This is a genomic window from Variovorax sp. PEI5 (assembly GCF_056679935.1).
This window is the reverse complement of record NZ_CM155257.1, coordinates 1674067-1699793: the sequence shown is the minus strand read 5'-3', so window position 1 is coordinate 1699793 and position 25727 is coordinate 1674067. Positions and strand designations below refer to the sequence as shown.

The window sequence follows — 25727 nt, the reverse complement described above, 5'->3', positions numbered from 1 at the left end:
GGGGCGTGTCGTGCGAGTGATCTATTGCATGGTGGGGATGGCCAGCACTTGCGCTGGCATCAACCGCCTCGAATTCGTCGCCTTGGTCCCCGTGCGCATGTCCGTGAGATTCGTCAGAAGAGGATGGCGCGGGATGGTGCGCTGCCGCGATGGCAGCAAGGCCATGGGAATTCGTCAACCCCATCGAAGAGATGACCGTCCCGAACATGATCACGACCAGAACCAGCCATCGCATGCCCAGCGCTGCCCCGGTGGGGCGCAAGCAGGATGAGGATGAGGCACGAAGGGGCATGGGTTGCAGTTGAGTTTCAAGGCCGGTGAAGCCGATTATAGTATCCCCCCCAAGAGGATATGATTAGCCATGAAACAGCCGCACATACACGCCTCCCATCCTGCCGTAATCAAACGCCTGCGCAGAGCCAGCGGACATTTGGGCAGCACCATAGAAATGCTGGAGCAAGGACGAACCTGCCTCGAAGTCGCGCAGCAGCTGCAGGCGGTGGAGAAAGCGATTCAGCAAGCCAAGAAAGCCCTGATCCAAGACCACCTGGATCACTGCCTTGAGGATCTTGTGGGCCCTTTGGGTGTTGGCCAGCGCCATTCCATGGACGAGTTCAGAGAAATCACACGCTACCTCTGAGCCGTGGGCTCCCAATATTCCTGAGCCCTTCGACCCCGATAGACACCATGCTCGATATTCTTGCCCACCGCACCTACCGCCATCTGTTCGCCGCGCAGGTGATTGCCTTGATCGGGACCGGCCTGGCCACGGTGGCGCTGGGGCTGCTGGCCTTCGACCTGGCCGGCGACAACGCGGGCATGGTGCTGGGCACGGCACTGGCCATCAAGATGATCGCGTACGTCGGCGTGGCGCCGGTCGCAGCCGCATTTGCCGAGCGCTTGCCCAGGCGCACCATGCTGGTCACGCTGGACCTGGTGCGTGCGGGCGTTGCCCTGCTGCTGCCGTTTGTCTCCCAGATCTGGGAGGTGTACGTACTGATCTTTGTGCTGCAGGCGGCGTCGGCGGCCTTCACGCCCACCTTCCAGGCCACCATCCCCGACGTGCTGCCGCAGGAAAAGGACTACACCAAGGCCTTGTCGCTCTCACGTCTTGCGTACGACATGGAGAGCCTGGTCAGTCCGATGTTGGCTGCTGCCTTGCTCACGGTGATCGGTTTTCACGATCTGTTCGCCGGCACGGTGGTGGGATTCCTGGCGTCGGCCGCATTGGTGGTGTCGGTGGTCCTGCCGGCGCATCCAGCGCCCCAGCGCCGCGGCATCTACGACCGAACCACGCGCGGATTGCGAATCTACCTAGCCACACCCCGGCTGCGCGGGCTGCTGGCCGTCAATGCAGCAGTGGCAGCGGCAGGCTCCATGGTGTTCGTCAACACGGTGGTCATCGTGCAGGCCGGAATGGGCTTGACCCAGATTGCGGTGGCCTGGGCGTTGGCCAGTTTCGGGGCGGGTTCCATGGTGGCTGCGCTGGTCTTGCCACGCATGTTGGAGAAACTGGCGGATCGCAGCGTGATGTTGGGCGGCATCGTGTTGATGGTCGCGGGTATGTTCGCTGGCACCTTGGTGGTCGGACATATCTCGCTCATGGCCTTGTGGTTCGTGCTCGGTTTGGGTTACTCCACCGCCCAGACACCCTCCGGGCGCTTGTTGCGACGATCCTCGAACCCAGAGGATCGCCCCGCGCTGTTTGCCGCACAGTTCGCGCTGTCGCATGCCTGCTGGTTGTTGTTCTATCCCTTGGCCGGATGGCTCGGCACTCGCTATGGCATGCCCGTGAGCTTTTCGGTCCTGGGCGGTGCGGGTGCAATGGCTGTCTGGATCGCCGTGACGGTTTGGCCGTCCCGGGATCCAGACGTGATCGAGCACGAGCACCCGGAGTTGCCAGCCGGGCACGCCCACACCCAAGGTGCGATCGTCACCGGCGATGGCGTGCGCCATGCGCACCCTTTTGTGGTCGATGACCACCACCCCCACTGGCCCAGCATGGGTGGCTGATGTCGGAACTGGGTGCCTACGCCGGACTGTTCCTCAGTGCATTCGTCGCCGCCACTTTGCTGCCCACCGCATCCGAGGCCGTGCTGGTGGGTTTGCTGCTCTCCGACACCCATTCGGTCGGCCTGCTGCTGGCGGTGGCAACCCTGGGCAACGTGCTCGGGTCAGTGGTGAACTGGTTGCTGGGTCGCTGCATCGAACGCTACCGTGATCGGCCATGGTTTCCGGTCAAACCCGATTCACAGGGTCGCGCGCAGGGCTGGTATCAGCGCTATGGCAAGTGGACGCTGTTGTTGAGCTGGATGCCCGTGGTGGGCGATCCGCTCACTGTCGTGGCTGGTGTCATGCGCGAGCCGTTCGGCGTGTTTCTCCTGTTGGTCACGCTGGCCAAATTCGGGCGGTACCTTGTCCTTTCAGGCATCGTGCTCGGCCTTCGGTGAAAGAGAGGATCGGCGCTACGGATGCGGCGAGTTACAACCGGCGCAAGTGCCGTGGATCGACAAATCCACACGCTGGCCTACATAACCCAAGCTTGAAATGGTGCTGAGGAGCTGTTCAGCGACGGCCTTCGTGGGACCGCTTGCCTCGGGCAGGTCAAAGTGCCGATGGCACTCGTCGCACTCGAAACGCGGCAGCGTGGGACCAGACGCGCTCACACGCCATCCGAAGCGCCAGTTGCGGCTCAGTTCGTCGGGATGTTTCTCCAGCACTTGGGCGACAACCAGCCGGTCCAGCAATCTGTAGAGCGTCACGCGGTTGACATTCAAACCATGACCAGCAAGCTGAGCCTCCAAGTCCGCATGGGTGACCGTTAGCTCCGAGTTGCTCAAGAAGAAGTCCAACACCGCTTCGGTTGCACGCGTCCGCCGCAGTCCAATCCTGCTGAGGAGGTCTTCGACGGTGACGTTATCGCGAGCGATGGTCATGGGCATCAATTGGTGGGGCTGAGCCCGTGGGCGCCGAGCCTGAAATAGCGAAGGGAATGATTCATTAACGCAACTTGATTGCGTTATGATCCAAGGTTGACGCAACCGAGTTGCAATTATGACCAGATCCATGCCCCAATTCCACTCACATTTTCATACCCCCAACGACCCGATGGCAACCCATCGCGTGGATACGCTTTTGGGATCGGCAAAGACCCGTTTGCTGGGTGTCGGATTGGTCTGTGTGTTCATGTGGGTCGTGCTCTGGCTGGCCGTGCAGGGAGTGTGATCGATGGTTGCAGCACTCTCGATCGACAACGTGACGCTCGGGTACGAGCAACACCCGGCCGTGCATCACTTGAGCCTGCGCATCGAACCGGGGTCTCTGGTGGCGGTGATGGGCCCCAATGGCGCCGGCAAAAGCACCTTGCTCAAGGGTCTGGCAGGCCTGCTCAAGCCACTGGAGGGCCAGTTCGACGGGCTGGCGCGGCAGCGCGTGGCATACATGCCCCAACTCGCGCAGGTGGACCGGAGTTTTCCGATCAGCGTGCTGAACATGGTGGCCATGGGCTTGTGGCACGAGGTCGGCGCGCTCGGTGGGCTGAACAAGTCGCAGCGCCACCGCTGCATCGATGCACTGGGTGCCGTTGGTCTGGGCGATTTTCGCGAGCGAACGCTCGACACCCTCTCGGGTGGGCAGTTCCAGCGCGCGCTGTTCGCCCGGCTCATGCTGCAGGACGCGTCGGTGTTGTTGCTGGATGAGCCTTTCGCTGCAGTCGACGAGCGCACCATCAGCGAGCTCACCGCCGTGCTTCAAGGTTGGCACAGGGCCGGCAAGACCGTGATTGCCGTGTTACATGACGCGGAGCTGGTGCACCGTCACTTCGAGCACGCTTTGCTGATCGCGCGCGAGATGATCGCATGGGGCTCGCCCGCCGACGTGCTGACCCCGAACAATCTGCTGCGGGCGCGGGGCTTGCATGAAGCCTTCGACGACAAAGCGTCGTTGTGCGACGCGCCCCAACATGTGCATAGCGCCGCCCCAGCGGAGACGGTTGCATCATGATCGAGAGCGCTTGGTTGGGTTTGGGTGCCCTGGTGGTCGGGCCATTCACCGAATTTAGCTTCATGCAGCGGGCTTTGGCCGGTTGCCTGGCCCTGTCGCTGAGCGCCGCCCCGATGGGTGTCTTCCTGATGCTGCGGCGGATGAGCTTGATGGGCGATGCGATGGCGCACGGCATCCTGCCGGGAGCGGCACTGGGCTACCTCTACGCCGGGCTGTCGTTGGGGGCCATGACCTTGGGCGGCATCGTCGCGGGTGTGCTGGTGGCCGTGGCAGCCGGCCTCGTCGCCCGCAGCACCGTGCTCAAGGAGGACACGAGCATGGCGGCCTTCTACCTGCTCTCGCTCGCTTTGGGCGTGCTCATCGTCTCCACACGCGGCAGCAACGTGGATCTGCTGCACGTGCTGTTTGGCACGGTGCTGGCACTCAACGACGACGCGCTGATCCTGCTGGGGGCCATTACCAGCTTTACGCTGCTTAGCCTGGCTATTTTGTACCGCCCGCTGGTGATGGAGTGCCTGGACCCGGCCTTCCTGCGCTCTGTCAGCCGATGGAGCCCGGTGGCGCACTACGGCTTCCTGGGCTTGCTGGTCATCAACCTGGTGGCGGGTTTTCACGCGCTGGGCACCTTGATGTCGGTTGGCCTGCTGGTGCTGCCTGCAGCGGCGTCACGCTTCTGGGTGCGCGAGATCACTCCCATGCTGCTGCTGTCTTCGGCCATTGCCATGGTGGGCAGCGCAAGTGGACTATTGATCTCTTACCACGCCGACCTTCCAACGGGGCCGACCATCGTTCTCTGTCTGGGCGTTCTGTACCTGCTCTCGCTGGCCTTCGGTCGGCAAGGGCTACTGCAACTCCGATCTTCACGACATCACCTGAAAGCCTGATCATGAAACTTACTCATCTACGTCGAACGGCCGATCGCGCGGTTCGTGCCTCTTTCATCTTGGTCCTGCTGACGTGCACCTCGTTCGCCCATGCCGCGGACGAAGTCAAAGCGGTGGCCACCTTCAGCATCCTGGGTGATCTGGTACGCCAAGTGGGCGGCGACCGTGTGCAGGTGAGTGTGCTCGTGGACGCGGGTGCTGACGCCCATGTGTTCCAGCCCAGCCCGACCCAGGCCAGGGCCGTGTCGCAAGCGCAGCTGGTGTTCTCCAATGGCCTGGGCTATGAGGGCTGGGTGAAGCGCCTGTTGCAGTCGGCCAGCTTCAAAGGCCGGCATGTGGTCACGACCCAGGGCATCGGGCCGCTGAATATCAAGCCAGTGGGTGAAGCGGGTCATAGCCAGGAACACAGGCATGCCCACGACGAGGCAGACCCACACGCCTGGCAGAGCGTGAAACTGACACGGCAGTATGTGAAGAACATTGCCGATGCCTTGTGCGCGGTCGATGCGGCAGGCTGCAACACGTACCGACAAAACGAACAGAGCTACAGCGCAGAACTCGTGCGGCTCGATGCCGAGATCGCAACGGCCTGGGCCGCCATTCCTGTAGAGAGTCGCAAAGTCATCACTTCGCACGACGCGTTCGCCTACTACGCCCACGACCATCGGGTGCGCTTCCTCGCCGCGCAAGGTACCAGCACCGATGCGCAAGCGTCCGCCAAAGGAATCGCTCGCCTAGTGCGTCAGATCAAGGCCGAGCAGATCAAGGCCTTATTCGTGGAAAACATCGCCGATCCGAGATTGATCGAGCAGATCGGTCGCGAGACGGGCGTCAAACCATCGGGCTCTTTGTATTCCGATTCCCTCTCGGCGCCCAACGGTCCAGCATCCACCTACATTGCCATGATGCGGCACAACACCCAGGAACTGATCGCTGCCATCCACGGGCGGTGATGTTGGCTGCAGACTGCATCAAGACGTGTTGTGGGCTAGGCTACTCCGAATCTACGCTGTCTCCCAACCTCCCAAGATACCCCGCCACCGCGCACCGTCGCGGCGAGCTGCTGCCCCAGACGCTGCTCGATCACCGGCTTCCACGGCATCAGGCTGAACCCCATGCCATCATCGAGCATCGCGTAGCGCCCGCTGGCGAGCATCACACTGCGCCGGTAGGTGCCGGCCACGCGCTGTCCATCCGCCACCAGGCGATGCTCCAGGCCGGTTTCCGCCGCAATGTCCTGCGCGGTCTTTGCGAGCTCGCGCCCGCGCAGCGTCGCCAGCAGATTGCGCGCCAGAATCATCCGCTGACCACGCCGCTCTGCGAGCCCTTGTTCAGCGAGGAAGTCGGCGCGCTGCTGTAGTGCATCTTTGACCTCGCTACCAAAGCCGAGGTTTCCCAAGCCCTTGCCGCCGCCGATCAACTGCTGATCCAGCCAAGTCGCGCCGATCGCGTGGGCCTGCCGTTCGATGGGTAAGTGCGATTTCAGCTCCACCGCCATGCCGCCCAGGCGCTGTGTGTCGTACTGGCGACCCCGCTCGGGCAAGTCGTTTGGCACCTTCCAGACGCCTTCGGCTAGCCGTTCCACAAGGCCAGCGCTACGCAGGGCTTCCAGTCGGCGGACATGGGCATCGACCACTTCGTGCGGATCGCGGTCTGGGTGAGGCTGGGCCTTGGCAATCGCCAGATGATGATCGGTGCGGTAGATGCCATCGGCTGCCATCGCTGCAATGGTCTTGTCCGCCGCACGGACGGCGGCCGATCCTTTGATCTCCACCACCGCACCAGTCGGGTAGTGCTCCAGCTCCGTCCTGGGCGGCAGAACGACATAGTGCGCCTTGCCATCGGTGCCATCGACGATCAAGTAACCCTTGTCATACAGCTCGTCGGCCAGCCCCTTGCCGGCCACGCGACCGACAACGATGCGGTCATCCTCGCCGGGCTGGAACACGGCCAGATCGCGCTGCTTGCCGCTCATGGTCCGCTGCATGGTGCGGATGATGTCGCCGCGCTCGCCCATCGCGCGCAGCGTGGGTTCGGCATCGGCATGGACAGCCCACACACCAGTCTGCATCTCGCTCGCGAGCCCCATGCGCTGTAAGCGTTGCAGGCGTCCCACCAGCAGCAGGCGCTGGCGTTGCAGCCGGGGTTCCGCCTCCAGCCGCTCGGTGCGCATCACGCCATCTACAGCCTCGCGCTGCAAGGTGCGATCTAACCCCGTCCATCGCTCCTGATCGACTTCGCGCTGCATGCCGCGCTGGATCTCCAGTTCGGTGCGTGGGCCGAGCCATTCGGTGGCCAGTTCGCTGGCGCGGTGACGCATGCCTTCGGCGATGTAGTCACGGGAGATGATGAGGTCTTTGCCGGTGTCGTCCTTGCCTCGAAGGACGACATGGGTGTGCGGGTTGTCGGTATTCCAGTGATCGACGGCTACCCATTCCAGGCGGGTGCCCAGGTCGGTTTCCATGCGCGCCATCAGGTGGCGGGAGTAGGTGCGCAGATCGTCGAGCTGTTCGGCGTCCTCGGGCGACACGATGAATCGGAACTGGTGCCGATCCTCCCGGCCCCGTTCCTCAAAGGCAGCCAGGTCGGCATCGTCGGTCGCTGGGCCATAGGCTTTGCCCGATTCGCCCTCGCGACCCACGCCTTCGCGCTCGATGTAGCGCAGGTGCGTGACGGTCGAGCGTGATCCCGCCTTGGCGAAATTGATCAGCCGGGTCTTGATCGTCACGCGCCGGAAATTGGCGGTGAGGGAGGCGCCGGTAAAGCGGGCCGCGACGTGGCCACGCCCCAGCCGAGCACCAGGACGGTTGCCCGCCTTGGCGACTTTTGCGCCCGCCTTGCTCGTTTGGCGAACCACCTGGTTGATGAAGGAATCGCCGCGCTGCTTAGGCGCGCCCGGACGGATGCGGAAGCGGTCATCGTCGTTGCGGCTCATACGGTGCCTCCATCCAAGACGGTCGCAGCCAAGCGTGCGAGGCACGCGCATTTTTCAATAGCGACAAGGCATTGGCTATCCACGCGGCACGGTGCCGCTATTAGGCGCGTGCCGCGCCAACCCCACGTGCAGACTGGCTTTTCGCGCAACGAAGTGCCGCGACCTTTTATCTTGCCCTGCATCTTTCCCCGGCCTGACGGCACGGGGATGCGATGCCCCGGCGGTGCTGCGCAGGGCGCAGCCGACCGGCCGGCGAATGCCCGCCACGCCGCAGGCATGGCGCGTTCGGGGCAAGCGGTCTGCACGTTGGAGCGCACGTCGGAACGCGCATGGATATGCGCAACGGCGTGCAAAACGATGCGGCTCAAATGCCGCAGCGGATGCCGTGCGAAGTGCTGCCCGAATGGGCTCTCGCTGCACGTACGGTGACGCGGCGAACGTACGCGCAACGACACGCCTGATAGCACGTCAATGACGTGCGGCAGCGCGCCAAATGTGGCGCAGAAAGGATGATGGCCAACGTACCCGCGAGGCTGGAAATCGGGCAATCTCATGGCCGTTGCTCCACGCGGATCGGCTGCGCGGTTCCGATCACGGCGGATGCCCAGATCGGTCCAAAGTAGCGGCTGTCGAACGATGCCGGATTGCTTCCGCTCAGGAGGAACAGTTCACCGTCTGCGAGTGGCCTGCACTGCTGCCAGGATGGCAGTGGGTGGCCCATCCGGTCCGTAGGCAGCAAGGAGGCCACCGGCACGCCGTCAATGCGCAGTTCTCTATCCACGATGCAGACGTTCTGCGGTGCGACCGCGCCCACGCGCTTAAGCAGCGGGATGTGCGCCGGCAAGTAACCACGCTGCGCGGCGAGTGCGGCGGCATCTGCCGGTAGCCGGACCAGCACGATGCTGCCCACGGACAAAGGACGTCGTGGCGAGCCGGCAGGCGCTATGCGATACCAGCCGACCGGCACACTGTTGGACGGGTTGTAGACAACGCGCGCCGCAGGCTGCACGAAGGATGCCCAGGCCAGTGCAGCGAGGCCGCAGGCAGACAGGATGGCCAGCACGATGCGAGCGGGCGGGCCTGAACGAGTCATGGTCGTCGTAGTGGCCGTCATTGCAGTTCCCTCCCGGCCAGCCATGCGGCGTGCCGCTCGGCGGTGTATTCGGGCAGCGGCAGGCCAGCCGCCAGACGGTTGCCCAGCGTGCGCCAGTACGCGGGTGACACGTCGATGGCGCCGATGCCCCGCGCCTCGATGGCGTCGATCCTTGCCAGTACAGCGTGCACCTTCTGTTCGCCCTCGGCATGCAGCAGCAGGCGCGCGCCGGGTTGCACGCCGGGGATGCGCTGCACGGCATCCAATGGCGTGCAGCCCTGCATCACCATGAGCTGCCAGCGCGTGGTGCCGTAGTCGTTGGACTCCCAGCGGATGCGGCAGAAGATGGATGCAGGAAGGAACACCGCGCTGCGTCGCCAGCGGTCGAGCTGGATGGTGCGCGCCGGCTCGCCGAAGCGCAGATAAAGATTGATGCGCTGGTCCACGAAGGCGAGCGCCACGCGGGTCAGCGGCGTGTTGCCGGATTGCCCTGCGAGTGTGGAAAACGAGGGCGATGGCGTAGCCATGTCGGTAGTTTCTTGCGCCTGGTTGTTTGAAGTCATGGTGTCTTCTCCGGGAACTCGCGTTCCAGCAAAGTGCGCAGCAACTCTGCCACCGTGGTGTTTTGCGTGAAGGCGGAAACCTTGATGCGCGCGCGCAGCGCGGGCGTCACGTCGAGGGTCAGGCGGGCGGTGTACAGATCGCCCTTATTGAGGTCAGCGCCGTCGCCTTGGCGAATCCACGCCTCGGCGTGCGGATTCGCAGGCGGACGCGCGCCGATGGCGATGCGTTTGCCGGTGCGTTTGTCTGGCCCGTTGCTCATGACGGCCACCGCAGCAGTTCATCGACCAGCGCAGTGATTTCGCGTGCGGCCGCACCGTCCGGTGTCAGTTCGCGCGCCAGCCGCCCTGCGGCCACGCTGTCGGCGAAGACGATGCGCTGGCGCACCTCGGCGCGCAGCGCGGGCAATGGTTGATCGGCGAGTGAGCTGCGCGCCTCGCGTCCGATCACCGTCGTGCTGACACGCCGGTTAATGACGAAGGCAGCGCGCAGTGCAGGCCTGAACACCTGAGCCTCGCGGATCAGCGCCACCATCTCGGCAGAGGCCCACAGGTCATAGGGACTGGGTTGCACCGGGATCAGCACGCAATCCGCAGCCAGCAGCGCAGAGCGCGCCAAGGCTGCGATTCGGGGTGGTCCATCGATCACGACGTGATCGGCCCGCCTGGCGAGTTCTGGGGCTTCCTGATGCAGGGTTTCCCTTGCCAGACCGACAGCGCTGAACAGGCGTGGCAATCCTTGCTGGCTGCGCCGCTGCGTCCAGTCGAGGGACGACCCTTGCGGATCGGCGTCCAGCAGGATGACCGATTGCCCTCGCATCGCCAGTTCACCGGCGATGTGGGTGGCGAGCGTGGTCTTGCCGACTCCGCCTTTCTGGTTGAGCAAGGCGACGATCATGGCGCAGCCCTCCCGCTTGGAAAGCGGGGCTGTTTCTGCCTTGCAAAACGTCTTTGTTTCTGGCTTCGGTTTTGCCGTTGTTTTTGGTTTTCAGCAGTTGTCCACCGAAACGGCGCGCTCCTACTAAAAGTTAGGTATTTGAAGTTAGGGAAGTTAAGGGATGCCGAAACCCGCGCCGTTATTGGCTTTGCGGCCGTTTGGCACGTCTGATAGCACGACAGGGACACGCCTGATAGCACGATACCTCGCACGCCTGATAGCACGACGCCATTCACAAGCTGTCCCGGAGTTATCCCCGTGCCGTGGGCGGCACGGGCCGGAAGGTCAACAACTCCGCTCCATCGTTCGGCATGCGTTCGATGCCCAGGACGTAGCCCGGCAGCGATTGCCGCGCCACCAGGGCGCGCAGATCGCAGGCGAAGTCGTAGGGCTTGGCCGTGCTGCCCGACTTGCGGTGCAGATGTCGGAAGTCGAATTGCCAGCCATGCGCCTGCTTGCCACCGTGTTTGCGCACCAGACGGTACAGCCAGCGCTCGATGCCGCCGGTGAGCTTGAAATACGCCGGATCGATGGTGAGCACCAGTGCCGCATCCAGCACGCCGGCATAGAACCAGTCCGGCAGGATCAGTTCGATGCCCAGCGGTACGCCATTCGCGTCGGCCAGTTCCTTCCACTCGTTGATCCACGAGAAGCGATGCAGCCGCCTGCCGGTCGTCTCGCGGATCGACGTGGCAATCGTGGTCGATTGCAGGCGATCCAGTGCGGCCTTGAGGCGCTGGTAGTCGCGCAGCGACTTGCCGCGCCCGATGAAGCGCAGGATCTCGTAGGGCGTGGCGCGCATCAGCCGCGAGGGGCGCAGGCCGGCATCCTTGGCTTCGACGATCTGGCTGGCCGCCCAGATCAGGATGTCGGCATCCCAGATCGTGGCGATGCCGTGCTCCTGCGTTCCCTCCACCCGGATGGTGATGTTTCCGCTGCGGAAGTCGATTGGCGCGATGCGCCGCGACTTCGCCAGAGAGAAGAAGGGATAGGCCATCAAGTCCTGGGCGTCGCGCGGCGCCATGTCGCCCGGCAGCGCACGGAACAGGTCGAGCTGTTCGCGCTGCGGCATCGACTGCACCTGCGGCAGCGATGGACGGGACATGGCGATGGCGATCCGCACGCCCAGGGTCAGCGGCCATCACGGTGATCGCCCGCATGGCGCTCTGCGTATTCCGGGTCGGACGTGGCCTCGAAGCTGCGAGCGTCCGCCCAGGTTTCCAGATCGGCTACGGAATACATGACGCGCCGACCGAACTTGCGAAAGCGCGGTCCGCCGCCGATGACACGCTGCTTCTCCAGCGTGCGCGGCGACAGCCGCAAGAAGTCGGCGGCCTCGTCGTTGGTCAGGTAACGGGCTGGCTGCGTGGTCGCACGTGCGGGTACGGCGGCAGGCCGCAAGGGAGCTGGTCTCATGGTGTGAACCTCCATCGGTCAGGGTCGCCGGCCGCAACAGCGCGACCGGATGGAGGCCAGTCTCAAGAAAGGGCGGCGTCCTGTTCAGGGACGTTTTGCATCGAACGCAGAACGTCCCTGTTCAAGCGGCGGAAGCTGTGCCAGGCGGCGATAGCCGCCACGCATCAGCTTCTTGCCCCGCTGCACCAGGCGGCGCACACGGGCGCGCAGGTCGCCGTCCGCGTGCCAGTCCGCGGCCACGGCATCGGGGCCGTACAGCACGTCGGCCACCGTGCGCAATGACGCGCTTGCCAAGGTGCCGTCGAGCGCCTGCAGGGTGTGCAGCTCCAGCAGCATGGTCTGGCTTGGACGGCGCTTCGCCGTCGCGGCTGGTTCGGCACGCGCTGCGGCCAGCTTGTCCAGTTCGCCCGCGAAGGTGCGGTAGCGGGCGCAGGGCGACTGGCAGGCGCGGAAGGCGTGGACATAGGCCATGCCTTCATCCAACGCGGGCGCGAGCGCCAGGCGCAGGCAGCAGCCCGGCAGACGTGCTATCAGCAGCAGGCGGCGGCCGTCATGGATCAGTTGCTTGTGGCCAGGGATAAGCCAAAACTCGAAGGACAACGCATCGGGCGGTGGATCGACATCGGGGTAGAGCTGCACCACCGTGTCGTGGTCGGGGAACCAAGCCGGGTGCGCGTCCCGCGCATCCAGGCCGGGATCTTCCAGCTGGCGCAGGCCCCATCGCTGTGCCGCATCCGGATGTCGGCGACGGCGCAGCCAGTCGCGCCGGTAGTCGGGATCACGTCGCAGGTACTCCCAAGCCAAGGCCGGGCCGTCCAGGTGCAGGACGTAGAGATACGCGGCGCTCGGGTGCCAATGCTCAAGATTCGCTTCTGCCATGAGGCAACCTCCTGTCAAACAAGCAGGAACAGTCGCCACGGGCACCGGCACCACAAAGCTACGGAGTCATTGGAAGAACGTCTTGTCGATATTCGATAATTGGCTGTGCCAAGACCGATGAGTTCCGAAGCGTTGCTGGATTCGTCCGAATGCGACGGCTGCGCAACCGATTTTGGTGCGCGGCATCTACAAACGGTGCCGCAAACCGCGCTAGTGATCGTGACTGTTTGGGTCGTCATTGCACCGCTGTGGTGCAGAGTGCGGATTGATGCGCGCAGGGTCTGAACTCAGACCGAAATAGACACAATGCGCTGCCATCGCCCCGGCTTGGCGGTGCCTTGATGGCCCGCCGAAGCGGGCTATCGGGTTCGATCAGTCGATGATCGAACCGTTGATTTGGGCCAGCCGTGCGTACTTCGACAGCGTGCGCTTCGCAACGAAATGCAGGTCGCGTTCGATGGGCAGCTTGAGCGGCCCGACGATGGACGCCAGTTCCGAAATCCGCACGTTACCCAACTCGGGCATGCCGATGCCAATGTCGCAGAGGCCGAAGGCCGTATCGCCATCGACGGGATCGAGTTCGGCGAGCAGCCAGGTTGCATGTGCGTCCGGCGTGAACAGTTTGACGACGGGCTGCGGATCATGGTCGCCGCCTTCGGCGGTGATCCGGCCATTGGCGAGCAGTTGCGAGCGTTGTTCGTCGGTGAGGAGAAGTTGGGTCATGGTCGCTTCCTTGAAGGGTTCGCTCCACGGCGGAGCGAGGTGACTGGGGCGCACGCGCCAAGCGCGGCCGTCATACCCCAACACGGTCCGGTGCGGGCCGGGGTTGACGGCAAGCGGCGTGCGCCAGACTCGCGCACTTTTCCGCTGCGGGATGAACCTGGGAGCGGCCAGGATGCCCACAAAGCAGACGATGCACGAAGCCGCATTGGTGGATGCACTGGGAACCTCAGATGTGCGATTGCGGGTTTACGGAAATCCGCAAAACAGTAGAGACGGAAGTCAACGAACACACGAAAACGCAGAGATACGAAACCGGCTTAGGGTTTAAGCGGAGAAGCACAAGAACGAATGAGAAAACGTCGCCCGACATGGTAGGTTGAAATTAGGAAATGAGTTAAAGATAACGTGGTTTTAATTGTGCTGCGAATTGACCCTTCTGTGTATGCAGAAGCGATCAATCCAGCGTGGCCGCCCGGCCGGTGCCACCACTTTCGAGGCCGAACCGGCACAAGCCTTCGGCGCAGCGGTGCGCGCGGCCAGAACGGAACAAGGGGTTGCCCAGGAAACGCTGGCCCACTTGGCCGGCATCGAGCGCTCGCACATGGGAAAGATCGAGCGCGGAGAACACATGCCCACGCTGGCGATCATCCTCAAGATCGCGCGGGCGCTCGGGTGCAGTTCGGCCGAATTGATGACGGCGACGGAAAGCCGTCTGACGGCTTCCGAGCCGGAGCACTGACCGTCAGGGAGCGCACCGCCACAGTGGGCGGGGCGCTGGGGCGGCGTCAGTCGCCCTTGCTGCGCGACCAGATCAGGTTGTGCGTGCCGTCTTCGCCTTCGATCAGGCGAGCGTAGATCGTGGCAGGGAACGAAGGGTCGTCCAAACTGCATGACACATAGGGCCGCTCGGCCTGGCTGACTTTCTTCCACGCCGCGCCGACTTCCAGCCCGGTCGCTGCCTGGATGCGGAAGTCAGGGGCGTTGTCGCTGCTTTTGGCGTTCGGGATGAACTTGACCTTGACGTTGAGCGTCAGGGTGCGAAGCGTGCCGGTGAAGCCATCTTTGTCTGCGGTGAAGGTGCCGATGTTTGCCATGATGAAGTTTCCTTTCGGGGTTGCAAGTCCGCGCCCATCGCGTCCTTGTTGTGATCCGTCCGGTGGGGGACGGGCTGGCTGCACCGCTTGCGGCCGCAACACCGTGGAGGGCCGGTAGGCGCAAAGAATTTGCTGCGCGAGGAAGCCGCAACGCGGCGGGGAAATTGTTTGCGTCGGACGGTTGCAGCCATGAAGCCCGAGGCGCAGCCGCGCCACCGTCAGGATTCACAACGAGACAAGGACGCCTTGGGCCGAACCGCATCGAAAGGGAGCATGGCCGACTCGGCATCCCCGCATGAAGGCTTTACCGGCTCGCGCCCTGACACGGGCAAGGCCAACTCCCCTACGACAAGCGGGAACGCTCCCGGCCCACCCTTGCGGCGCTGTGCTGGAGGCGCGACGTGGAAGCTCCAGAGTGAGGCCGAGCCGCATGTCCGTGAACCGTCCTTCGTGACGCGATGACAGAACCGCCAGCGTCGAGGACGGTACGCATTCGCACAACCTGCCGCAGCAAATCGAGGCGTAGCCCCAGCGCACTGCCCACTGTGGCGGGGCGTTTGTCTGGCCGATCCGACGCAAGCCGGTTCGGCGGTCTTGCAGGGGCGCCAAGCACAGCGCGGCGGGGATGGACCTTGTGTCGATCCCCTGGAGGCAAGCAAAGCGCGCAGCGCCGCAGGCGCGAAGACGTGAGGGATTGAAGCCGAATGGCCGTGACGGCAAAGACGGCACGGGGCGCAGCCCGAAAGCCCGGCGGCGCATCGCGCCGACACGCCCAAGGCCAGCAGGACATGCGGCGGAAACTCAACCCCGCCGTGCCGCCTCGATCACAGCGATGTCGATCTTGACCTCCATCATGGCCTCAAACGCACGCTTGGCCGCCGCTGGATCTGAATCAGTGATTGCAGCCGTGTTCATGCTGCCGGCCGCTGCACCTCGACAGTGACATGCGACAACTCGTGAATATGCGCGAGCAACGCCTTGTAGTGGGCAGGTTCCTTCGGCTCCTGGGCCATCAGCGAGATGATGGCCGCGAAATGGCCGGGGCCAACCTGCCAGACATGAAGATCGGCGACCTGGCTTCCAGTGGGCTCTATCGCTTCCCGAATCTCTTGCCGCACTTCCTGCCCTTCGGCGGCGGCGTCGAGCAACACGCTGCCAGAATCTTGCATCAGCCCCCATGACCACCGGGTGATCACCAGCGCGCCGACCACGCCCATGATGGGATCGGCCCACAGCCAGCCATAGCTGCGACCCAGCAGCAGCGCAACGATGGCCAGAACGGAAGTCATGGCATCGGCCAGCACATGCAGGTAAGCGGCACGCAGGTTGTTGTCCCGGGCTTTGCCCGTCTCATGATGGTCGTCATGGTGACTGTGATGATGATGGCCATGACCGTGATGGCCATGATGCGCGTGGTCATCCTTCAACAGCCATGCGCAAACCAGATTGACGACCAATCCCACGATGGCCACGGCAATCGCCCGCTCGAAATTGATTTGGATCGGCTGGGTCAGGCGTACCAGGCTCTCCCAGCCAATCAGCAAGGCGATCAGGGCCAGAACCACCGCACTGGCAAAACCTGCCAAGTCCCCGAGCTTGCCAGTGCCGAAGCTAAAACGCGGATTGTTGGAGTGCCGTCGCGCGAAGCGATAGGCCAGTGCGGTAATCAGCATCGCACCGGCGTGGGTGGACATATGCCAGCCGTCGGCAACCAGCGCCATGGAGCCATAGACCGTGCCGGCGATGATCTCGACCAGCATCATGCTGGCCGTGAGCGCAATCACCAGCCACACCTTGCGTTCATTGCGCTGGTGATCAGCACCAAGAAAGACGTGTTCGTGGTCTGGTGTCGAGAGTCTGCTGGTGGTCATCCGCGGATTCCTTGGGTTGGGTGGAGCCTGTCTGCGGGGTGCCGATTCATTTCATATAGGCCCGGATGACTTCGACCATTTCCTCTCCGCCCTGCTGGCGCTCCTTGTCGGTCGAGGCCGCCAGCACGTGCTCGCGCAAATGGTCTTCCATCACCTCCACGGTCAACCCGCTAACCGCGCCACGCACGGAAGCGATTTGGCGCAGCACCTCGACACATGCGGCATCGGCCTCCAGAGCACGCTCGATGCCCTCCAGCTGGCCCTTGATACGGCGCACACGCGCGATCAACTTGGCTTTTTCACGGGACGTGTGGGACATGGCAGAGAGCAATCAATATAGTCTAGGGGACTATATTAAATCACCTGTGACAGATGCTGCATTCAAGTTTCGGCAAAGCATGGTGACCCCGATGGGTTTCGGGTTGATGTCCGAAAGCAAGCGCCAGCGCGCGGTGTTGCCGCCTGCGCATTTCATGAAACTGGCCTTGCACGTGCCAGTGCCAGAGAGCATCGCCAATACAGCGATGCCTTCAATGCCGCCGCCCGAGCAGAAGCGAAGGCGGCGGTAGGGTGGTTTGGGCTTCAACACCGGGCGCGGCCACTGCCGCGCCCGGATTTTTTGAATCCACCGGCCCGAGGGCACCACGCCCTCGGGCCGGTGCTGACCCCTTACTCCTTCGTCTCGATGATCCACCACACGGCACGCGGCAAAGCGTGGCCCGTGATGGGATGAATGTCGGTCAGGTCGGCGCGTGCCTTCCAGCCCGAAGGCGGACGGTGGCCGCGCACATCGCCCTCACCGTGCCAGCGGCGGGCGCGCACCGTGCCGGGCGCATAGATCGCCGCCATGCGCGGGCGGCTCATGGTCGTGGGGCTGGTGTCGGGCATGGTCTGGCTCCTTGCAGGCAAGCGCCCCGGCTTGCATTGGGGCGCTGTCCTGTGATGAGGGTCAAGCGACCAATGCCTCGGCCGGTTTATCTGCCGTTGCGGTGGAATTCGGTTCCGCATCTGCTGCCGCGTCCTTCTGCGCCACCTCTTGCAGGCCTTCGGCCTTGAAAGGGGCAGGCATCCAGTCTGTCCCCTTGGCCAGCCGCTCGGCTTCGCCGGCAAGGTCGGCCTTCTTGAGCTTCGCCAGTCGGTTGACGTGCTCCGGCGAGAACTCGCCCACGGCATCCAGAATCACGACTTTGGACACGTGCTTGAAGTAGCCTTCGGCGGTCGGTTTCCACCATGCGGCCATATCCAGTCTCACGGCCTGCGCCAGTTCCTCGCCGGGCTGGTGCAGCGTGGCGCGGGGCGTCACCGCGTCCACCGTGGATGCCACGCATACCGCCAGCAGCTTGACCAGTTCGCTTTGCTCCATTGCCCGCAGTACGGCGAACAGTTCGGCGCTGTTCTCGGGCAGCTTCTCGCCCCATGCCTGCTGCAGTTCACGCAAAGCCACGGCGGCGGGAGACTCCGGCCAGTCCGGGGCCACGCCTTCCAGCCTGTCCTGCACCGTCAGGCGCACGCCCAGCGGCAGATCATGGCCGTAGCCGTCCTGCAAGACGGTTTGCACCATGCCATGCACCAGCGCGGCCAGCGCCACATGCGGATGCCGGGCCATCTCGATTTGCAGCGCCGGCGTACGGTGGGCGCTCAGGCGTTGGGCCAGCCGGTCGGACAAGTTGACGGCCTTGGGCTGCTCGGCAGCCTCGCCTTCATCATCGTTCTCGGCTTCGCCTTCCGCGTTGCCAAAACCTTGGCGCAGCTTTTCCAAGGTGCGCAGAGCCTTCGCCTCGGCCTCGCGCAACAGTCCGCGATGAATCACTGCCTCCCCGTTGCGGTCGATGGTGACGATGGCCCCGGCGGCTGCGCGGGCGTTCGCGTTGTAGTCCATCAAGCCATCTTCCAGCGCCTGCAACTGCTGGCCCAGGCGCTCGCCTTCCTCCTGCAAGACTTCGGCCTTGTCCTCGTCGTCGGCTTCCAGCGCGGCATCCACGGCCTCGCCAATGGCCTGCATCTTGGCTTCCAGCTTCTCGATGCGCTGCGCCTCGCGTTTGCTCGGCGTGCGCCGTTCCCTCGGTGCGCGCTGGAAGGCTTGCAGATCGGCATAGGTCATGGCAGGCGTGGCGTCCACCCATGCCCAGCCCTCGGCGCGGACGGCGGCGGCGTGGCTTCCCAGCTTCTCGCGCACCAGTGTTTCCAGCAGTGCGGTATCGGTCACATACACGCCCGAATCGCCTTCCGCGAACAGGTCACGGCGGATGCCGCCGCCTGCGGCTTCGTAGGTATCCAGCCTCACGAAACGCACCAGCGCATGGGATGCCCCAATCTCGCGCTCGGTCAGGCGCTCGCGCAAGGCGGACGGACTGCGCTGCCACTGCGGCGCATCGTAGAACGCGCTTTCCTGCGCGGCGTGGCCGTCGGTGATGGCAAGGGCCATCAACTGATCGAGCGTCACGGCATCGGCGCGATAGTCGGCCATCAGCCGGGGCGACACGTTGGCGAGCTTGAGACGGCGCTGCACCACCAGCGGCGTGACGGCGAAGTCTGCGGCAATGTCTTCGATGGGGCGACCCTCCGCGATCAAGGCGGCGAAGGCCTCGAACTGGTCGGCGGGGTGCATGGCTTCGCGCTGCACGTTCTCGGTCAGGCTCACGGTGCGGGCGGACGCATCGGCCACCAGCAGGCAAGGCACTTGCCAATCCTTGGCAATGCGGCGCTTCTTCGCCAGCAGCTTCAAGGCGGCAAGGCGACGGCCACCGGCCACCACTTCGTAATGCTCGCCATCGCTGGCAAGAATCACAGTCAGGTTTTGCAGCAGACCCACGCGCTCGATGCTCGATGCCAGCGGGTCGATGGATTGGCCTCCGGTCTTGCGCACGTTGCGGCGCGAGGGGCGAAGCTGCGACAGCGGCACCAGCAGCATGTTTTGCGAGGGCTGCGCCGGGATGACGGCATGCAGGGCTTGGGTTTCTTGATGGGTAACGGCGTTCATGATGTAACTCCTATTGGTACGAAAAGAAAACGGCGAAAGAAAGGGAATGAATGGAGGGGCTGCGCCCCTCCGGAGAAATCAAGCCTTGAGTTGGCGCATGCCATCGGCCAGCAGCCATAGGGCGCGGTTTAGGCGGATATCCGTGTCGATGCCCTGCACCGGACGGGTCTGCTGCCTGCGGCCATTGGCAGAGCGGCCGGACAAGCCGCCCTTGGTCAGGTTCTCCTGCGTGCGGTTGAACACGCTCCACAGGTCGAGGCGGCGGTCTTCAAAGCGGCGCGGCATCAGGATTTGCGATTCCGTGATGGGTGCGGGCTTGTCGGGGTCGTCGTACTTGAGAGCCAGCGCGGCGCGGGCGAACACTTCGGATTCGCCATCGTCCAAGGTGATGCCGCGCATCAGGTCGCGTGATTCCTTCACCCGGTTAAAGCCGTGCAACATCTCGAACGCGCCTTCGATGACTTTGCCCGCCACGTCACCTTTGTGGGGCACACGCACATCGGCCACGGTGTCACCGCACACCAGCCCATTGGCACAAACGAATCTGAATTGACCCGCCAACATTTGGTAGCTGCTCGTGCCATCGTGCGAATTCAGCAGGATGATTTCGTTGGCCTCGGCGCCGTTGATCTGGCTGGCGTGGCGCAGGCGGATCATGTGCTTGGTGAAGTCGCGTCGGTCTTCGCGGCGTACGCAGGTCTGCGTCACCATGAACGGCTGAAACCCTTCCTTGCGCAGCTCGGTCAAGACCGTGGCAGTAGGGATGTAGCTGTACCGCTCGGAACGGCTCTCATGCGGGGCATCTGCAAAGATGGACGGGGCCACGCGCCGGATTTGGTCATCCGACAAGGGGTAATCGGAACGCAGCGCCGGGGAATGGGAAGCAAAACGGGATGCAAGCATGTCTTTCTCCTGACTTGGCTGTTGAAGAAAACCGCACACCGGATTCCTAGATTCGGAGCCCAGCCTTTCGGCTGTTCGGTGCGGTCGGCACGAGGAACCCGGTTGGCCCTGTTGCCACCGTCTTTCCTGAGTTCATCGCCCGCGACGGTCAGGAGCGCGCGGACGGGAGCCGTCAAGGAGGCAAGCGCAGGGTTGGTGCGGCCCGCAGCGCAGCGAGGACACGGCCCTGCGCGCCTTGACGGCGCACGGGAGCGGGCTACAGTCGCGGACAAGGTGATGAAGTCAGGGGAGACGGCTGGACAAGGCAACGGCCTTCCCCATGCGCCGACCGCACGGCAAGCGAAGCGCGCAGGTCCGAAGCTGGAAGCCGGGCCGGAGGCGTCAGCCGAGCAGCGCGAGGGAATGATGGAAGCCCGACAGGGGCGAAACCCCGCAGGGGGTTCGATGCGCAGCACGACAGCGCGACCGGCCATGTTTCCTGGCCGGGGACGCCCGGACTTCAAGGCTCGATGCACAAGCTCATGCTCCAGGCATCGGGAAGCAGGCTCGATTGGGCCAGCGGCTGCTGTGGTCTGGCCGATCCGGCGCAGCCGGTTCGGCGGCCTTTGAGGGGCGCCAGGCTCGCGCGGCGGGGATAGCCCGCAGGGCTTTCCCCTGGAGGCAAGCAAAGCGCGCAGCGCCCCGTTAGGGGCGCGAAGGCATCACGCCGAGTCGTCAGGGCGCAGGCTGGATTCCGACACCGGCATCCACGACGATGACGAGTTCACCAGATAACGCGCACCGCGCGCGTACAGCCCCGAAAGACCGGCGGGCCGGTAGAACCCGGTGACGCGGCTCCGGAACTGTGCGCCAAACTCGTTGGTGTAGATCACCGCGTCGCCGATCTTGAAGCGCAAGGGCTGGCCGTTCTCCGGCGCGAACGGCTTGAGCGCCTCGTGCTGCGCCGTGATTTCGATGATGTAGTCGTGATGGCTGCTCATGGCATTGATCTCCTTCGATGGTTGAGAAAGCGCAAGGAGCGCCTTGCGGCGCTCAGACAGCGATCCGCCCGGCCAGCCGCGCATCGCGCGCGTAGGCGCTCAACCGCTTCTCGGCCCGGAACGACAGATCACGCTCGATCGGCAGGCCCAGCCCGCCGCGCACCGTCGTCAACTCGTCCAGGCTGACCCAACCGATTTCCGGCATCCTCAGGGCCAGGTCGCAAAGACCGAAGGCGTGGTCATGGTCATAGGGATCAATCTCGGTCGGCAGCCAGGTCGCGCCGGCGTCCGGCGTGAACAGCTTGACCACGGGCGCCGGATCGAAGTCCGGGTTCTCCAAAGATTCGCGGCCGTTGGCCAGCAGCACGATGCGCTGCTCGTCAGTGATGAGTGCGTTGTTCATGGTGAACTCCTGAAAGGTTGCCGGGCGGAATTGCCCGACCCTTTCGGGGCACGGCGCAGCGCAAGCAGTCAAGGGTCAACGACGGCCGCAGGCCGCAAGCGTGCGAGCACGCGCCGCCCTTGCACGGCGAGAACGCCGTGGCACGATGGAGAAGCAGCAAGCCGCCACACCCCGCCACCCAGGCACACCCGGTATTAGCAAGCGCAGCGCGCAGGCCCGGATCTGCGATCAGGGCCGCAGTTGCGTGAAGGATCGACGCCGCATGGCCGTGATTCGGCACGAAGCACGGGGCAACGCCCGAGAGCCTGACGGCGCCGCGCGCCGACACGCCCCAGCGCGGGGTGCAAATCTTCTGAACCCAGTAGCAGTTATTTTGTAGAGATCGCTACATCATTGCAACGACCGTGACATGGATTTAAGCTGTTGCCATGACTCTCACCTCCGACTCTTGGCTGACCCTCATCGTCAGCCTCCCCTCCGCGAGCGCCACGGCACGCATGCGGATTTGGCGCGCGGTCAAGACGCTCGGCTGTGCCGCCTTGCGCGACGGCGCCTATCTACTGCCCGCCCAAGCCGAACAGGCTGCGCAACTGCAGGTATTGGCCGACGAGGCGCTGCAGGAAGGCGGGCAAGCCTGGCTGCTGCAGGTGCAAGCCCGGAACATGACCGAACAGGCCACCTTTCAGGCGTTGTTCGACCGGGCGGCCGATTACACCCCCTGGCTAGAGGAACTGGCGCAAGCACGCCAGACGCTCTCCGCCCTGAGCGCAGCCGAACTCCAGCGTACACAGCGCAAGCATGCGCGTGCCTATGAGGTCATCCGCAAAATCGACTTCTTTCCCGGTGAGACGTCGATCCGCGCCGACGCCCAGTGGCGCGATTTCGCCAACGCCCTCGAAGCCATGCAGTCACCCGGTGAGCCGCAGCCAACAGCGGGCAACATTGCTCGGCGTGATCGCATGCAGTACCAGGGACGAGTCTGGGCCACGCGCCGCCATCTCTGGGTGGACCGCGTGGCGAGCGCCTGGCTGATCCAGCGCTTTATCGACCCGCATGCGCGCTTTCTGTGGCTGGACGCCCCGGCCGACAGCCCAGCCGATGCACTGGGGTTCGACTTCGACGGTGCGACCTTCTCGCACGTGGGCGAGCGGGTGACGTTCGAGGTACTGCTGGCGAGCTTCGGCCTGGAGAACGATCGCGGCCTCTCGCGCCTGAGCGCGATGGTGCATGCGCTCGATGTGGGCGGGACGGCCACGCCGGAGGCCAGCGGCTTCGAGGCCGTTCTGGCCGGCGCACGCCGACGCTGGCCAGACGACGACGCACTACTGGCCGACATCGGCGGGGTACTGGATTCGCTCCACGCCCACTTCTCCAGCAGCCGCAAAACTTGACGGCTCACCTCAGATCACTTTTTTGTAGAAAGAATCGTCATGAATGAAACCATTCCAGCCGCAGCCATCAGCAGTGGGGCGCCTCGCAGCTATACGCTGTGGCAATTGGTTGCCTATTTCCTACGGCTCGGAGCACTGGGCTTCGGCGGACCCGTGGCCCTGGCTGGCTACATGGACCGCGACTTGGTGGAGCGGCGCCAATGGTTCACCGAGGCAGACTACAAGGAAGGGCTGGCCTTGGCGCAGCTCGCGCCAGGACCGTTAGCCGCGCAGTTGGCCATCTACCTGGGCTTTGTTCACTACAGCTTCCTAGGGGCCACCCTGGTGGGCCTCGCTTTTGTGCTGCCCTCGTTTCTGATGGTGATCGGACTGGGTTGGGCCTATACGCATTTCGGCGGTCTGGGTTGGATGCAGGCCGTGTTTTATGGCGTGAGTTCCGCTGTCATTGGGATCATTGCTATCAGCACCTGGAAGCTCTCTACCAAGAACATCGGCAAAGACAAACTGCAATGGGCCATCTTTGCAGTAGCGGCGGCGGTGACGATCATCACCCAATCCGAGGAACTGTGGCTGTTCCTGGGCGCAGGCGTTCTCGTGTGGTTGTTGCGCGCGCCGCCGAAATTTATTAAGCCGTCCAGCACGCTGCACAGCAGTGCTATTCCTTTGCTGGCCTTGCTTGGCTTGTCCAACGTCGACTGGACCAAGCTGTGGCAGATCACCAAGTATTTCTTCTACGCGGGCAGTTTTGTTTTTGGTAGCGGCCTAGCTATCGTCCCGTTTCTGTATAGCGGAGTAGTCAAAGAGTACGGATGGTTGACCGATCACCAGTTCCTAGACGCTGTCGCAGTCGCCATGATCACTCCCGGTCCTGTCGTCATCACTACCGGGTTCATCGGCTTTCTGGTCGCGGACTTCTGGGGCGCGGTTGCTGCGGCGCTGGCAACCTTCCTGCCGTGCTATCTCTTCACAGTCCTGCCAGCCCCGTACTTCAAGAAATACGGAAAGAAACCGGGAATCGTGGCATTCGTCGATGGCGTGACGGCAGCCGCCATCGGATCGTTGGCCGGAGCCGTGGTAGTTATCGGGGTGCGCTCGATCAAGGACGTTCCCACGGCGCTACTCGCCCTGGGGACTGCTGCCTTGCTTTGGAAATTCAAGAAGTTGCCGGAGCCGATCGTTGTCGCTGCCGCGGCACTGATTGGGCTGGTCGTCTACCCGCTGGTGACCCACAGCTGAATAGAAGCGAGAGGAGTCCACGCCTTAACCCATGACTTGCCACATTTCTAGGAACACTCCAATGGATTTACAACTACGCCCCCTTACCATCAACCTCGCTGCCCTCAACGGGCTGTCCGAGGAACTCATCCTCAGCCATCACGCGAACAACTACACCGGTGCAGTCAAGCGCCTGGATGCTATTCGCCAGCAACTGGCGCACCTGGATTGGCCGACCGCTCCGGTCTTCATGATCAATGGCCTGAAGCGCGAAGAGCTGATCGCCGCCAATTCCGCTTGGCTCCACGAGCTGTACTTCGACACGCTGGGAGGCGACGGTGCATTGCCGGACTCCGGCCTGGCAGTTGCCTTGGCCCGCGACTTTGGCAGCGTTGACCGCTGGCGCACGGAATTCTCCGCACTGGCCAAGGCCATGGGCGGCGGCTCGGGGTGGGCGCTGCTGTCATGGTCCACACGCGAGGCGCGGCTGATCAACCATTGGGCGGCTGACCATACGAACCTGCTGGCCGGCGCCACACCGCTGCTGGCACTGGACATGTACGAGCACGCCTACCACATGGATTTCGGTGCCAAGGCGGCCGCGTATGTTGACGCATTCATGCAAAACATCCGCTGGAATGCCGTGATGCAGCGCTACGCTGCCGCCATCGAGGCTGATGCACTGCCCTGGTCGGCCGCACCAGAGAAAGTCGGCGGTGACCTCCAACTGATCGACGTGCGACGCACGGCAGGCTACGCACAAGCGCCTGATCGCATCGCCGGGGCCATTCGGCGCGATCCCGTGCAGTTGGCAAATTGGAGCCGTGAAATCGATTCCTCTAAACCCGTCCTTGTGTATTGCGTGCACGGCCATGAAGTCAGCCAGTCGGTGGCGCTCGCGCTACGAGCGCATGGCCTCGATGCACGCTTCGTGGCCGGAGGCATCGAAGCCTGTCGCGCTGCTGGCGTGACATTTGAAGCAAAGGAGTAGCACCATGAAGTGGATTACACGCGAACGCCCCAAGATCGACCGCATCGCCTGTCCCTGGCTGGTTGCGCGCTTCATCGACCAGCAGGCGGAATTTCTCTATGTGCCGGCCAGCGAGGTGCTGAAAACCGCCAACGCTACCGGCGCCATCCCCTACGACATCCCGAATGTCGAACTAAGCCATGTGGGTGAGCTGTGCAGTTTCGATGCCTTCCTGTCGAAGTACCACCTGGACGACCCAGCGCTGCGCCAGTTAGCCGAGATCGTGCGCGGCGCCGACACCTCCCGGCTTGACCTGACGCCGCAATCAGCAGGGCTCTATGCGCTCTCGCTCGGGCTGTCGCACAACTTTAGCGACGACCACGAAATGCTCCAGCACGGCATGGTGATGTACGACGCCCTCTATGCGTGGTGCCGCGCATGCCAGGCCGAGACACACAACTGGCCGCCGGTCATGCCAGCCTGATCCGCCC

At 63.8% G+C, this 25727-nt stretch carries 32 protein-coding genes and 1 pseudogene; 14 read left to right on the top strand and 19 right to left on the bottom strand.

The window, feature by feature from the left end:
• Nucleotides 1-361 precede the first annotated feature (361 nt).
• Genes AC1MLT_RS07810 through AC1MLT_RS07800 form a run of 3 tightly spaced genes read left to right on the top strand, consistent with a single transcriptional unit; the run spans nucleotide 362 to nucleotide 2450 of the window.
• Complete coding sequence (locus tag AC1MLT_RS07810) at nucleotides 362-640, top strand: metal-sensing transcriptional repressor (RefSeq protein WP_296737697.1); 279 nt, start codon at nucleotides 362-364, stop codon at nucleotides 638-640.
• A 47-nt stretch (nucleotides 641-687) separates the two neighbouring features.
• Nucleotides 688-2013, top strand: coding sequence for an MFS transporter (locus AC1MLT_RS07805; protein WP_296737699.1), 1326 nt, complete (start codon nucleotides 688-690; stop codon nucleotides 2011-2013).
• Entirely contained in the window at nucleotides 2013-2450 is a 438-nt protein-coding gene (locus tag AC1MLT_RS07800; protein ID WP_296737702.1) for a YqaA family protein, read from the top strand. Before AC1MLT_RS07805 ends, AC1MLT_RS07800 begins: the two co-directional genes overlap by 1 nt.
• Before the next feature lie 15 nt (nucleotides 2451-2465).
• Here AC1MLT_RS07800 and AC1MLT_RS07795 read toward each other — a convergent pair whose 3' ends face one another.
• Entirely contained in the window at nucleotides 2466-2936 is a 471-nt protein-coding gene (locus tag AC1MLT_RS07795; RefSeq protein ID WP_296737705.1) for a Fur family transcriptional regulator, read from the bottom strand.
• Between the two features lie 130 nt (nucleotides 2937-3066).
• Here AC1MLT_RS07795 and AC1MLT_RS07790 point away from each other — a divergent pair, with 130 nt between their 5' ends.
• From AC1MLT_RS07790 to AC1MLT_RS07775, 4 genes are read left to right on the top strand one after another with little or no spacing between them, the layout of a single operon-like run.
• Nucleotides 3067-3225: a hypothetical protein gene (locus tag AC1MLT_RS07790; RefSeq protein WP_371434468.1), complete on the top strand. Its 159-nt coding sequence runs from the start codon at nucleotides 3067-3069 to the stop codon at nucleotides 3223-3225.
• Nucleotides 3226-3228: 3 nt separating this feature from the next.
• Nucleotides 3229-4002, top strand: a complete 774-nt coding sequence (gene aztA / locus AC1MLT_RS07785) for a zinc ABC transporter ATP-binding protein AztA (RefSeq protein WP_296737715.1) — start codon at nucleotides 3229-3231, stop codon at nucleotides 4000-4002.
• 14 nt (nucleotides 4003-4016) lie between these two features.
• Nucleotides 4017-4886 carry a metal ABC transporter permease gene (locus AC1MLT_RS07780; protein WP_371434634.1) on the top strand — a complete coding sequence of 290 codons (870 nt, stop codon included), beginning with the start codon at nucleotides 4017-4019 and terminating at the stop codon, nucleotides 4884-4886.
• Nucleotides 4887-4888: 2 nt separating this feature from the next.
• Nucleotides 4889-5839 (top strand): metal ABC transporter solute-binding protein, Zn/Mn family, encoded by a 951-nt coding sequence (locus tag AC1MLT_RS07775; protein WP_296737727.1) that lies wholly within the window; start codon nucleotides 4889-4891, stop codon nucleotides 5837-5839.
• 35 nt (nucleotides 5840-5874) lie between these two features.
• Here AC1MLT_RS07775 and AC1MLT_RS07770 read toward each other — a convergent pair whose 3' ends face one another.
• The 5 genes from AC1MLT_RS07770 to parA all read right to left on the bottom strand — a co-directional run bounded on the left by AC1MLT_RS07770 (nucleotide 5875) and on the right by parA (nucleotide 10372).
• Complete coding sequence (locus AC1MLT_RS07770; RefSeq protein WP_371434469.1) at nucleotides 5875-7821, bottom strand: DUF3363 domain-containing protein; 1947 nt, start codon at nucleotides 7819-7821, stop codon at nucleotides 5875-5877.
• A 550-nt stretch (nucleotides 7822-8371) separates the two neighbouring features.
• Entirely contained in the window at nucleotides 8372-8935 is a 564-nt protein-coding gene (locus AC1MLT_RS07765) for a S26 family signal peptidase (protein ID WP_296737729.1), read from the bottom strand.
• Nucleotides 8932-9441, bottom strand: coding sequence for a DUF2840 domain-containing protein (locus tag AC1MLT_RS07760; RefSeq protein ID WP_371434635.1), 510 nt, complete (start codon nucleotides 9439-9441; stop codon nucleotides 8932-8934). The genes AC1MLT_RS07765 and AC1MLT_RS07760 overlap by 4 nt, the downstream gene beginning before the upstream one ends.
• A 32-nt stretch (nucleotides 9442-9473) precedes the next feature.
• Nucleotides 9474-9737, bottom strand: a complete 264-nt coding sequence (locus tag AC1MLT_RS07755; protein ID WP_371434470.1) for a chromosome partitioning protein ParB — start codon at nucleotides 9735-9737, stop codon at nucleotides 9474-9476.
• Entirely contained in the window at nucleotides 9734-10372 is a 639-nt protein-coding gene (parA, locus tag AC1MLT_RS07750; protein WP_371434471.1) for a ParA family partition ATPase, read from the bottom strand. Before parA ends, AC1MLT_RS07755 begins: the two co-directional genes overlap by 4 nt.
• On the opposite strand from parA, the gene AC1MLT_RS07745 reads away from it, so the two are divergent.
• Nucleotides 10371-10499 (top strand): hypothetical protein, encoded by a 129-nt coding sequence (locus AC1MLT_RS07745; protein ID WP_371434472.1) that lies wholly within the window; start codon nucleotides 10371-10373, stop codon nucleotides 10497-10499. The genes parA and AC1MLT_RS07745 overlap by 2 nt on opposite strands.
• A 162-nt stretch (nucleotides 10500-10661) precedes the next feature.
• Here the strand turns inward: AC1MLT_RS07745 and AC1MLT_RS07740 are convergent, their stop codons facing one another.
• From AC1MLT_RS07740 to AC1MLT_RS07725, 4 genes are all read right to left on the bottom strand, one after another.
• Entirely contained in the window at nucleotides 10662-11516 is an 855-nt protein-coding gene (locus AC1MLT_RS07740) for a replication initiator protein A (protein ID WP_371434473.1), read from the bottom strand.
• 26 nt (nucleotides 11517-11542) lie between these two features.
• Nucleotides 11543-11827 carry a helix-turn-helix transcriptional regulator gene (locus AC1MLT_RS07735; RefSeq protein ID WP_371434474.1) on the bottom strand — a complete coding sequence of 95 codons (285 nt, stop codon included), beginning with the start codon at nucleotides 11825-11827 and terminating at the stop codon, nucleotides 11543-11545.
• Between the two features lie 84 nt (nucleotides 11828-11911).
• Nucleotides 11912-12706, bottom strand: coding sequence for a DUF2285 domain-containing protein (locus AC1MLT_RS07730; RefSeq protein ID WP_296737747.1), 795 nt, complete (start codon nucleotides 12704-12706; stop codon nucleotides 11912-11914).
• Between the two features lie 372 nt (nucleotides 12707-13078).
• Complete coding sequence (locus AC1MLT_RS07725; RefSeq protein ID WP_296737750.1) at nucleotides 13079-13429, bottom strand: DUF2958 domain-containing protein; 351 nt, start codon at nucleotides 13427-13429, stop codon at nucleotides 13079-13081.
• A gap of 442 nt (nucleotides 13430-13871) precedes the next feature.
• Here AC1MLT_RS07725 and AC1MLT_RS07720 point away from each other — a divergent pair, with 442 nt between their 5' ends.
• Nucleotides 13872-14168, top strand: a complete 297-nt coding sequence (locus AC1MLT_RS07720) for a helix-turn-helix domain-containing protein (RefSeq protein ID WP_296737753.1) — start codon at nucleotides 13872-13874, stop codon at nucleotides 14166-14168.
• Nucleotides 14169-14214: 46 nt separating this feature from the next.
• Here AC1MLT_RS07720 and AC1MLT_RS07715 read toward each other — a convergent pair whose 3' ends face one another.
• The 4 genes and pseudogenes from AC1MLT_RS07715 to AC1MLT_RS07700 form a co-directional block, all read right to left on the bottom strand.
• Nucleotides 14215-14523 (bottom strand): DUF736 domain-containing protein, encoded by a 309-nt coding sequence (locus tag AC1MLT_RS07715; protein WP_296737755.1) that lies wholly within the window; start codon nucleotides 14521-14523, stop codon nucleotides 14215-14217.
• A gap of 801 nt (nucleotides 14524-15324) precedes the next feature.
• Nucleotides 15325-15432: pseudogene (locus tag AC1MLT_RS07710) on the bottom strand (VOC family protein); the annotation flags it as partial.
• Nucleotides 15433-15434: 2 nt separating this feature from the next.
• Nucleotides 15435-16394: a CDF family Co(II)/Ni(II) efflux transporter DmeF gene (dmeF, locus tag AC1MLT_RS07705; protein WP_296737759.1), complete on the bottom strand. Its 960-nt coding sequence runs from the start codon at nucleotides 16392-16394 to the stop codon at nucleotides 15435-15437.
• A gap of 46 nt (nucleotides 16395-16440) precedes the next feature.
• Nucleotides 16441-16713, bottom strand: a complete 273-nt coding sequence (locus AC1MLT_RS07700) for a metal/formaldehyde-sensitive transcriptional repressor (protein ID WP_126313144.1) — start codon at nucleotides 16711-16713, stop codon at nucleotides 16441-16443.
• Here AC1MLT_RS07700 and AC1MLT_RS07695 point away from each other — a divergent pair.
• Entirely contained in the window at nucleotides 16712-16963 is a 252-nt protein-coding gene (locus AC1MLT_RS07695; RefSeq protein WP_126313143.1) for a hypothetical protein, read from the top strand. The genes AC1MLT_RS07700 and AC1MLT_RS07695 overlap by 2 nt on opposite strands.
• A gap of 100 nt (nucleotides 16964-17063) precedes the next feature.
• Here AC1MLT_RS07695 and AC1MLT_RS07690 read toward each other — a convergent pair whose 3' ends face one another.
• The 5 genes from AC1MLT_RS07690 to AC1MLT_RS07670 form a co-directional block, all read right to left on the bottom strand.
• Nucleotides 17064-17282 (bottom strand): hypothetical protein, encoded by a 219-nt coding sequence (locus AC1MLT_RS07690; protein WP_126313142.1) that lies wholly within the window; start codon nucleotides 17280-17282, stop codon nucleotides 17064-17066.
• 61 nt (nucleotides 17283-17343) lie between these two features.
• Nucleotides 17344-19374 (bottom strand): ParB/RepB/Spo0J family partition protein, encoded by a 2031-nt coding sequence (locus AC1MLT_RS07685; RefSeq protein WP_296737776.1) that lies wholly within the window; start codon nucleotides 19372-19374, stop codon nucleotides 17344-17346.
• Nucleotides 19375-19452: 78 nt separating this feature from the next.
• Nucleotides 19453-20277: a DUF932 domain-containing protein gene (locus AC1MLT_RS07680; RefSeq protein ID WP_296737777.1), complete on the bottom strand. Its 825-nt coding sequence runs from the start codon at nucleotides 20275-20277 to the stop codon at nucleotides 19453-19455.
• A gap of 701 nt (nucleotides 20278-20978) precedes the next feature.
• A complete protein-coding gene (locus AC1MLT_RS07675; RefSeq protein ID WP_054470669.1) occupies nucleotides 20979-21257 on the bottom strand; it encodes a hypothetical protein in 279 nt (92 codons plus the stop codon).
• 52 nt (nucleotides 21258-21309) lie between these two features.
• Complete coding sequence (locus AC1MLT_RS07670) at nucleotides 21310-21660, bottom strand: DUF2958 domain-containing protein (protein WP_017406217.1); 351 nt, start codon at nucleotides 21658-21660, stop codon at nucleotides 21310-21312.
• A gap of 428 nt (nucleotides 21661-22088) precedes the next feature.
• Between AC1MLT_RS07670 and AC1MLT_RS07665 the strand changes: the two genes are divergently transcribed.
• The 4 genes from AC1MLT_RS07665 to AC1MLT_RS07650 all read left to right on the top strand — a co-directional run bounded on the left by AC1MLT_RS07665 (nucleotide 22089) and on the right by AC1MLT_RS07650 (nucleotide 25720).
• Nucleotides 22089-23051 carry a chromate resistance protein ChrB domain-containing protein gene (locus AC1MLT_RS07665; protein WP_017406218.1) on the top strand — a complete coding sequence of 321 codons (963 nt, stop codon included), beginning with the start codon at nucleotides 22089-22091 and terminating at the stop codon, nucleotides 23049-23051.
• A 39-nt stretch (nucleotides 23052-23090) separates the two neighbouring features.
• Nucleotides 23091-24287 (top strand): chromate transporter, encoded by a 1197-nt coding sequence (locus tag AC1MLT_RS07660; protein WP_296737803.1) that lies wholly within the window; start codon nucleotides 23091-23093, stop codon nucleotides 24285-24287.
• A 61-nt stretch (nucleotides 24288-24348) separates the two neighbouring features.
• Nucleotides 24349-25257: a Fe-Mn family superoxide dismutase gene (locus AC1MLT_RS07655; protein ID WP_046987170.1), complete on the top strand. Its 909-nt coding sequence runs from the start codon at nucleotides 24349-24351 to the stop codon at nucleotides 25255-25257.
• Nucleotides 25258-25261: 4 nt separating this feature from the next.
• On the top strand, nucleotides 25262-25720 hold the full coding sequence (locus AC1MLT_RS07650) for a chromate resistance protein ChrB domain-containing protein (RefSeq protein WP_046987171.1): 459 nt from the start codon (nucleotides 25262-25264) through the stop codon (nucleotides 25718-25720).
• Nucleotides 25721-25727 lie beyond the last annotated feature (7 nt).

Bases quoted from the DNA above. Each gene is read 5' to 3' on its own strand.
- dmeF (WP_296737759.1), bottom strand. From the start codon at position 16,394: ATGACCACCAGCAGACTCTCGACACCAGACCACGAACACGTCTTTCTT.
- AC1MLT_RS07655 (WP_046987170.1), top strand. From the start codon at position 24,349: ATGGATTTACAACTACGCCCCCTTACCATCAACCTCGCTGCCCTCAAC.
- AC1MLT_RS07725 (WP_296737750.1), bottom strand. From the start codon at position 13,429: ATGACCCAACTTCTCCTCACCGACGAACAACGCTCGCAACTGCTCGCC.
- AC1MLT_RS07730 (WP_296737747.1), bottom strand. From the start codon at position 12,706: ATGGCAGAAGCGAATCTTGAGCATTGGCACCCGAGCGCCGCGTATCTC.
- AC1MLT_RS07800 (WP_296737702.1), top strand. From the start codon at position 2,013: ATGTCGGAACTGGGTGCCTACGCCGGACTGTTCCTCAGTGCATTCGTC.
- aztA (WP_296737715.1), top strand. From the start codon at position 3,229: ATGGTTGCAGCACTCTCGATCGACAACGTGACGCTCGGGTACGAGCAA.
- AC1MLT_RS07755 (WP_371434470.1), bottom strand. From the start codon at position 9,737: ATGAGCAACGGGCCAGACAAACGCACCGGCAAACGCATCGCCATCGGC.
- AC1MLT_RS07805 (WP_296737699.1), top strand. From the start codon at position 688: ATGCTCGATATTCTTGCCCACCGCACCTACCGCCATCTGTTCGCCGCG.
- AC1MLT_RS07735 (WP_371434474.1), bottom strand. From the start codon at position 11,827: ATGAGACCAGCTCCCTTGCGGCCTGCCGCCGTACCCGCACGTGCGACC.
- AC1MLT_RS07775 (WP_296737727.1), top strand. From the start codon at position 4,889: ATGAAACTTACTCATCTACGTCGAACGGCCGATCGCGCGGTTCGTGCC.
- AC1MLT_RS07680 (WP_296737777.1), bottom strand. From the start codon at position 20,277: ATGCTTGCATCCCGTTTTGCTTCCCATTCCCCGGCGCTGCGTTCCGAT.
- AC1MLT_RS07700 (WP_126313144.1), bottom strand. From the start codon at position 16,713: ATGTCCCACACGTCCCGTGAAAAAGCCAAGTTGATCGCGCGTGTGCGC.
- AC1MLT_RS07685 (WP_296737776.1), bottom strand. From the start codon at position 19,374: ATGAACGCCGTTACCCATCAAGAAACCCAAGCCCTGCATGCCGTCATC.
- AC1MLT_RS07790 (WP_371434468.1), top strand. From the start codon at position 3,067: ATGCCCCAATTCCACTCACATTTTCATACCCCCAACGACCCGATGGCA.
- AC1MLT_RS07770 (WP_371434469.1), bottom strand. From the start codon at position 7,821: ATGAGCCGCAACGACGATGACCGCTTCCGCATCCGTCCGGGCGCGCCT.
- parA (WP_371434471.1), bottom strand. From the start codon at position 10,372: ATGATCGTCGCCTTGCTCAACCAGAAAGGCGGAGTCGGCAAGACCACG.
- AC1MLT_RS07810 (WP_296737697.1), top strand. From the start codon at position 362: ATGAAACAGCCGCACATACACGCCTCCCATCCTGCCGTAATCAAACGC.
- AC1MLT_RS07760 (WP_371434635.1), bottom strand. From the start codon at position 9,441: ATGGCTACGCCATCGCCCTCGTTTTCCACACTCGCAGGGCAATCCGGC.
- AC1MLT_RS07660 (WP_296737803.1), top strand. From the start codon at position 23,091: ATGAATGAAACCATTCCAGCCGCAGCCATCAGCAGTGGGGCGCCTCGC.
- AC1MLT_RS07675 (WP_054470669.1), bottom strand. From the start codon at position 21,257: ATGAGCAGCCATCACGACTACATCATCGAAATCACGGCGCAGCACGAG.
- AC1MLT_RS07720 (WP_296737753.1), top strand. From the start codon at position 13,872: ATGCAGAAGCGATCAATCCAGCGTGGCCGCCCGGCCGGTGCCACCACT.
- AC1MLT_RS07745 (WP_371434472.1), top strand. From the start codon at position 10,371: ATGGCGCAGCCCTCCCGCTTGGAAAGCGGGGCTGTTTCTGCCTTGCAA.
- AC1MLT_RS07650 (WP_046987171.1), top strand. From the start codon at position 25,262: ATGAAGTGGATTACACGCGAACGCCCCAAGATCGACCGCATCGCCTGT.
- AC1MLT_RS07765 (WP_296737729.1), bottom strand. From the start codon at position 8,935: ATGACGGCCACTACGACGACCATGACTCGTTCAGGCCCGCCCGCTCGC.
- AC1MLT_RS07695 (WP_126313143.1), top strand. From the start codon at position 16,712: ATGGCAGAGAGCAATCAATATAGTCTAGGGGACTATATTAAATCACCT.
- AC1MLT_RS07670 (WP_017406217.1), bottom strand. From the start codon at position 21,660: ATGAACAACGCACTCATCACTGACGAGCAGCGCATCGTGCTGCTGGCC.
- AC1MLT_RS07665 (WP_017406218.1), top strand. From the start codon at position 22,089: ATGACTCTCACCTCCGACTCTTGGCTGACCCTCATCGTCAGCCTCCCC.
- AC1MLT_RS07795 (WP_296737705.1), bottom strand. From the start codon at position 2,936: ATGACCATCGCTCGCGATAACGTCACCGTCGAAGACCTCCTCAGCAGG.
- AC1MLT_RS07715 (WP_296737755.1), bottom strand. From the start codon at position 14,523: ATGGCAAACATCGGCACCTTCACCGCAGACAAAGATGGCTTCACCGGC.
- AC1MLT_RS07740 (WP_371434473.1), bottom strand. From the start codon at position 11,516: ATGTCCCGTCCATCGCTGCCGCAGGTGCAGTCGATGCCGCAGCGCGAA.
- AC1MLT_RS07690 (WP_126313142.1), bottom strand. From the start codon at position 17,282: ATGCCCGACACCAGCCCCACGACCATGAGCCGCCCGCGCATGGCGGCG.